We start from the raw sequence: 6757 nt of genomic DNA on the forward strand, positions 1-6757 counted from the left end.
GCTTCTACTTGGTTAAATACAATTTTTGCAAATCCTTTATTTCGCCTGCGGTAAATCCTAATCCTTCTGTAGCGTAGTGCTTTAAATCACCATATTGCTCTTTAGCTGCTGTATAGCTTTCATTCAAGTATGCAGCATCAGCTTTCATTAACGCTTCGATGCCATTCACCAGTAGTTCTGGTGCGCCTTGTTTTTTAGCTGCAGCCGTCATTTGTGCCGTACGTTCAGTTAAGTACTGATTAGTGGCTAGATAATCTGACATGATCGTTTGGCGATCCACTCCAAGTAAATCCAATACTAATGCTGCGCCAAAGCCAGTTCGATCTTTTCCAGCAGTACAATGGAAAAGTACACTTTTTTGCTCACCGTCATTGGCCAAAAGAATTTGTAAAAATTCTTGATAAGCTTTTTTTGCATGTTCATCTTCAATAAAGTGCCGATAAACTTTTATCATTTGCGCGTGGGCGGTCATCCCTTGTTCCAATTGTTTCAACAATTCTTGTGGCGAAATAGAAGCTTTGGTTTCGTCATGGCCAAATACCGGTAAAAAAAACTCTTTTGCAGTGGGAATCTTTTTATCAGGTGCCTCTTTGGCTTCACTTGGCGAACGAAAATCCACAACATCTTTTACCCCATATTGCTGCAATAGCTCTTGATCATTGTCTGAAAGATCTGACAGACTCGCACCTCGCACTACTTTGTTAAAACGGACAATGCCATCTTTTGTTTTGTATCCCCCTAAATCACGGACATTTGCTGCTTTTTCTAATGGAATAATTTTCACCATTTTTTTTCTGCCTCCTGTTAAACTACCGGCCAATTTAGCTCGTCTTCTTATTTAATAAAAAGTATAACAGAAAATAGAAAAGACCGTCTTTAAATTGAATGATTCCAACTGTGTTTTCTTAAAAAAAGGACTAGATCATTGTCAAATTTGACAAAATCCAGTCCCAAAAAATTATTCGTTTCAAACTTTCACGCGAATGGATACAAAATTTATGCTAACGCGCCCATCGGATCCCAAGGTGCTAAAACCATTGGTGCTTTTTCATAAGCTGCCAACTGTTCGGCTGTTAACAAGTCTTTACGGACAACGATTTGATAAGTATATTCATCCATCCATTCATCACTCATTACAAAAAATCCTTTGGTGCCGACTTTTTCACCCCAACTGTTTTCAACTTTCCATTTTGTTGATTGACCATCGACCACATCAACACCAGTTAAAACCATCGCATGGGTCATTAAACTTTCGCCAAAATCTAAGCGCTCTGCTTTGGTCATCGTAAAATCAATATCAAACAAGTCATTCATATCATAAGCGTCCATTGCCATAATACCAGAATCGCGTGTGGAGGATTGGCCAACATCACAACCAAACCAGACTGATTCTCCTTGTTCAAGCTGTGCAACCGCTAATTTCTTGAAAGTCATCATATCCACATTTAAATATTTCACTTCTTTACCATCTACAACATTGCCTAACATCTCAACTGTATAGGATTGATTATAAGGTTTATCAGCGGTGGGGGCATTAATAATGCTGACATAGTCATTTAAATTCAACCCAACATATTTTTCATAAAAACTTTGTGGTGTAAGATTTTGATCCAAATGATAATTTTTTTCTTCATCACGATATTCAAAGTCAAATGTTTCTGGTGGGTTCCCTAAAGAAATCGCCAAAAAGTTATAGACTTCTTCCAACATTTTTTCTTTTGCACTTTGAATTGCTGCCGCTTCTTTTCCTGCGGCTACTAAATTACGCAATGTAACGGCATCTTTACGCAATTTTTTATTCAAGTAATTATTCAAATCTCGTGAATTAGAGGAGTTACTGCTTTCTGGCATTGCCGTCTTAGGAACGACGCCGTATTTTTCAAAAATTGAAACAATCATATCCCATTGGCCACCGTCTTGTTGTGGTGTTTGCAAAAGGAATGCCACTTTACGACTAGTTAATTCTTCTGACGCAGTAGCTAAGATATTTTCATAAAAATAGTTGGCTTTTTCATATTTATCCCAGAAAAAAGTATAGTTTTGGGATAATTCAAAATCCTTCAAATGAAAGGTATTCAACATTTTATGACGGAAAGTATTCAATGCGGCAAACATCCAGCAACGACCGGATTGCATTTGGTTTGCTACTTTTCCCGTGGCCAGATCAACTGAAAAGATTGGCACATTATTTACATGAGCACTCATATTTTCAGCTGAAGCGCTGATACCATTTTTCACTACACCTCGTTGTAATGCATTTTGTTTATTGTTTTCTTTAAAGGCAGCAGCAAATTTGGCTGTCAATTCTTTGTCGATTGCTGACATTTTCTTCATCCTCTCACATTGAAATAACATACTTTTTTATTTTACTCCTGCCACCAGAAAATTACAACTGATGGGAAAATTCTGACAATTACCCTTTCTATCTTTTCTTTTTAATCGAATTTTACATGCATCATTTTACAATGGGAAGTTTATAAAAAATGGAATCTTTCTAATCTCACAAAATTTGCTACTGTTGCCGAACACTTTTTTGCAACTTTTCCTGCAAGTTCTCATAAATTGCTGCCATTTGGGTGACGCTAGCCAGAATGTTAATCCTACGCTAAAGATAAGTAAACTGATAAAGCCGCCAATTCCTAGATTGAACTCCGCAATATTTAACGCCCGCAGTCCTTTGATCACAAATCCTTGTAATAAATAGACCGTCAAAGTGTTGCGCCCCAAGTCCGAATAAATTGTTTTTTGCCTTGGCACAATGAGTAAAAACGATAATATTCCGACAAAACCTAACAACATTACCAATAAGCGAATAAACGCGCCCAGCTGTGGATCACTAAGGAAATCTGCGTAAGGTTTTGAGCCAAACACCAAATATTTATTGAAAGTTTCAAATTGATTTATAAATGCAAAAATGCTGCCAAAACCCACTAAAGCAAAAGAATAACGATGACTCTGGCGTATTGCGACTAATTTTTCCCAAGAAAAATAATGACCAATTAGAAAGAATGGTAAAAAGACAAAGGACCGCTGCATTGCAAGATTTCGGTCAATAAAAGGCAAGTATCCTACTACTAAGGCTAAAAGGATACTTACAGCAATCGCAAGAGGTGGTGATATTTTTTTAAATAGAGTTAAGGAACACTGCCAACAAAAAAGACTGATTAAAAACCATAATGACCAGTTTGGTAGCAACAAGTTCCACGAAAAACTATCTTCTAAACCAATTAAAGTATAATAGCACGAATACACCAATTGAAAAATCAGATAAGGAAATAGGGTTTTCTTTAAAATCTTGCCAGCATTGCTCTTTTGTAATCCTTTAGAAAAATAACCCGCAATCAAAACAAAAGCCGGCATATGGAAAATGAAAATAAAATAGTAAAGATTATGATACCCTTGCCAATCTTCAATAAAAGGCTCTAATAAATGAGTAAATACGACAAGAATCATCAAAATAAACTTTGCATTATCAAAAAATGCCAATCGCTGCTTCATAATAGCCTCCTTTAGCCATTCATCCACTATCATTAGGAATGACTATAAAAAGGATAACAAATAAAACTTAAGCTTACCTTTAACCCCTTTGTCGTTTTCTTAACAAGTCTTTTACAAAAAAATACTCTTCTATTACAAATGCTAGTTTCCGTAAATTTCATTTTTATAATGACCTAAAAAACATCACACTGTTGAAATCGTACATATTTTTGAATATAAGAAAAGCTGAACGGACTCGTTCAGCTTTTACGCAATAAGATGAAATTTTAATAAAGGGTTGTACTTGATTTGACAATCCGCCCACAAAAAAAGCTCTCGATAAAATCGAGAGCAAAACTCCGGCAGTAGGACTCGAACCTACGACATCATGATTAACAGTCATGCGCTACTACCAACTGAGCTATGCCGGAATACTGTAACAATATGATAGCAATTCTTTTAAATTTTCGCAAGATTAATTTAAACTTTTTCTCCTGTTTTTTTAAAATACTTTTCTTTTCTTAAAAAGACGAGTAAAATAAATTGAATTTTGGAGGTAGAACGATGCATGGACGTCACTTTAAAAATAAGAAAAACCGATTGATTTATCCTTTAATTGTATTATTTATCATTGGGGGATTAAGTTATTGGCTGTATGGCAATAAAGAGAGTCTCTTTTTTGCAACGGCAAGTACCACTGAAAACAATGAAGAACCACCAACTACCAGTACGAGCTATTCAGAAAATCAAAACGAAGTCGTTAATGAAGATACTATTACCACACCTTTATCTGCTGATGATTATCAAAATTTAAGTAAAGATATTTTAGCACCGGTGGGAGAAAGTTTTGATACTCGTTTGAAATTAGATAATTTTGTCGGTACTGCCCTGATTGTTAAAAAAGGCCAGATTATTTTACAACAAGGCTACGGTTACCAAGATTTCGCTAATCAAAAACGGAATAGCATTGCTTCTCTTTATCAAATTGGGTCGGTTCAAAAAAGTTTAACAGCTACTTTAATCTACAAACAAATCGAAGCTGGTCGTTTAACGTTGGATACACCCTTAAGTCAATTTTTCCCACAAATTTATGGCAGTGAAAATATTACAATCAGACAGATGTTGCATATGACTTCCGGCCTTGGGTTACCAGAGATTCCTCTAAGTGTAAACAGTGAAGCAGAAGTTGTGAATTTTGCTGTAAATAATGCGCAAATTAAGTATAGTGGTCGCTTTTTTTATTCGCCTGTTAACTACATTTTGTTAGCTGGAATTTTACGCGAAATTACCCACACCAGCTACGCTCAGCTTATTCAAAATACTTTTGGTAATCAGTTAGGATTAAAACAAATTGTGCAATACCCGAACTGGTACCAAAATAGTAATCATACTGTCTCTTATGGCGGCAAAGATGCAGCGGATTATAGCCAAGTTGTCACCGAAAAAAAAGGCCAATTTGTCCGGGAATTAGGGACAGGCAATCTCGGGATGACAGCCGGCGATTTGTACTGGTATTATCACCAATTGCTAGCGGGTACTTTAGTGAGTTCAGATGTTTTAAATGCTGCTTGGCAACGAGAAACCGATGCAACTTACAATGGGGGGCAATATGATAAAGGCTTATATCTCCGTGCAAATGGCATGATCGCCTCCCAACACTGTATGGTCCTTATCAGTAAGGATGGACAAGATGCCGTTTTACTCCTTAGTAATCATGGGAATGTCATCAATCAAAAGACGCTCATGGGTGTACTCTATCAGGATTTAACTGGTGTGCCAGCTAAATTTTAATAACAATCAGGCCAAACAAAAAATCTTGAGAAGACGATTCTTGTTTTCCCAAGATTTTTTGTTTAAGCTACTGTTTTTCATAAAATTAAAATTCGTAAAATCTAACTTTCACTAGAAAATTACACTTCAAAAAATATTGACTTTAAGAATTAGCTTCGTTATAATACTTCTTGTGTTTGATTGAAATAACAATATGCCGCTTTAGCTCAGCAGGTAGAGCGCAGCCATGGTAAGGCTGAGGTCGTCGGTTCAAGCCCGACAAGTGGCTCTTTTTGGAACCTTGATAAATCAAGGTTCTTTTTTGTATTTTCAAATTCTACCCTATTTTCGCTTGAAATATTGTGATACTAGAAGTGACAAATCTCAGCAACTGAGGTCCTGTTCGTTTCTATAACAAAATTAAGCGAAATTACTTTCAAAATTTGCCTAAAGTGCTTTTATTCTGGTGTAAAAAAATTAGACCCAGTCACTCAATCTTTTAGATGACATTGACTAGATTTCGTTCCATTAAAAATTAATAAACTTCTTCCTATTTTTTTATTCACTGTTATTTTTAATAATCTGAAAAATAGCTATATTTCCATTAGTGTTACGATTATAAAATGCAATCATTAATTGCTATTTCATTTGTGATTTCTTTTACATTCTTTCTTATTTCAGTTGTAAGCGCATACATTTATTGTTATGCTCATTTTGTCAGAAATTAATTGTAGGAGGAGAACAAAATGATTCAAACAAACTGGATAAAAAAATTAGGAATAGTACTAATTGCGTCTGGAGTTACTTTGGCAATTTCATCAACCGCTGATGCTTGTACAACGGTATTAGTAGGTAAAGATGCTAGCGAAGATGGATCGACCATGATAGCACGCAATGAGGATATGGGGACAGCTTGGGCAAAACACTTTGTAGTGCGTCAAGCCAATACCAACCCTACCAATTATATTTCAAATGGAAATAAATTTTCTTTGACATTACCAAAAGAGCAATTAAAATACACAGCAACACCAGAATGGGATACTTCAGAAGGTTTATATGAAGAAGCTGGTATTAATAGTAAAAATGTTGCAATGAGCGGTACAGAGTCTGCTACTACAAAAGAAAAAGTATTGAAATTAGATCCATTGGTCGAGAATGGTATCGCAGAAGATTCCATTGTTACAGTGGTTCTCCCTTATATTTCTTCACCGCAAGAAGGAATCACACGCTTAGGTAAAATTGTAGAAGAAAAAGGGGCAGCAGAAGTAAATGGTGTTATCTTCTCAAATAAAGAGGAAATCTGGTACATGGAAATCGTTTCAGGCCACAACTGGGCAGCTGTACGTGTTCCAGACGATCATTACGCCGTTATCGCAAATACATTGACAATTGGTGACATTGACTTAGCAGATACGAATAACGTGCGCGTCTCAACAGGTTTAAAAGAGTTTATTGAAAAAAATGACCTCGCTAAAAACCCAGAAAAATTTTCTGTACGCCAAGTATTTGC

At 35.9% G+C, this 6757-nt stretch carries 5 protein-coding genes and 2 tRNA genes (1 of these 7 running past the window's edge); 3 read left to right on the forward strand and 4 right to left on the reverse strand.

The annotated features are described in order from the left end of the window. Positions 1–4: 4 nt before the first annotated feature. The 4 genes from RK01_RS07660 to RK01_RS07675 all read right to left on the reverse strand — a co-directional run bounded on the left by RK01_RS07660 (position 5) and on the right by RK01_RS07675 (position 3908). The gene (locus tag RK01_RS07660; protein WP_016172725.1) at positions 5–787 is read right to left on the reverse strand and encodes a tyrosine-protein phosphatase; all 783 of its coding nucleotides are present in this window, start codon (positions 785–787) and stop codon (positions 5–7) included. Positions 788–996: 209 nt separating this feature from the next. Next, a complete protein-coding gene (locus RK01_RS07665) occupies positions 997–2325 on the reverse strand; it encodes a C1 family peptidase (protein ID WP_016172726.1) in 1329 nt (442 codons plus the stop codon). A gap of 135 nt (positions 2326–2460) precedes the next feature. Next, positions 2461–3498 (reverse strand): acyltransferase family protein, encoded by a 1038-nt coding sequence (locus RK01_RS07670; RefSeq protein ID WP_016172727.1) that lies wholly within the window; start codon positions 3496–3498, stop codon positions 2461–2463. A gap of 336 nt (positions 3499–3834) precedes the next feature. Beyond that, a tRNA-Asn gene (locus tag RK01_RS07675) sits at positions 3835–3908 on the reverse strand. Positions 3909–4041: 133 nt separating this feature from the next. Between RK01_RS07675 and RK01_RS07680 the strand changes: the two genes are divergently transcribed. From RK01_RS07680 to RK01_RS07690, 3 genes are all read left to right on the forward strand, one after another. Continuing rightward, complete coding sequence (locus RK01_RS07680; protein ID WP_016172728.1) at positions 4042–5268, forward strand: serine hydrolase domain-containing protein; 1227 nt, start codon at positions 4042–4044, stop codon at positions 5266–5268. 195 nt (positions 5269–5463) lie between these two features. Further along, positions 5464–5536 (forward strand) — tRNA-Thr (locus tag RK01_RS07685). A 457-nt stretch (positions 5537–5993) separates the two neighbouring features. Further along, on the forward strand, positions 5994–6757 hold the 5' portion of the coding sequence (locus tag RK01_RS07690; RefSeq protein ID WP_016172729.1) for a C69 family dipeptidase. It continues 712 nt past the right edge of the window; the window shows 764 of its 1476 coding nt (coding positions 1–764); the start codon lies at positions 5994–5996; its stop codon lies beyond the right edge, outside the window.

The sequence above is a fragment of the Enterococcus dispar ATCC 51266 genome (assembly GCF_000406945.1).
Classification (GTDB): Bacteria; Bacillota; Bacilli; order Lactobacillales; family Enterococcaceae; genus Enterococcus_C; species Enterococcus_C dispar.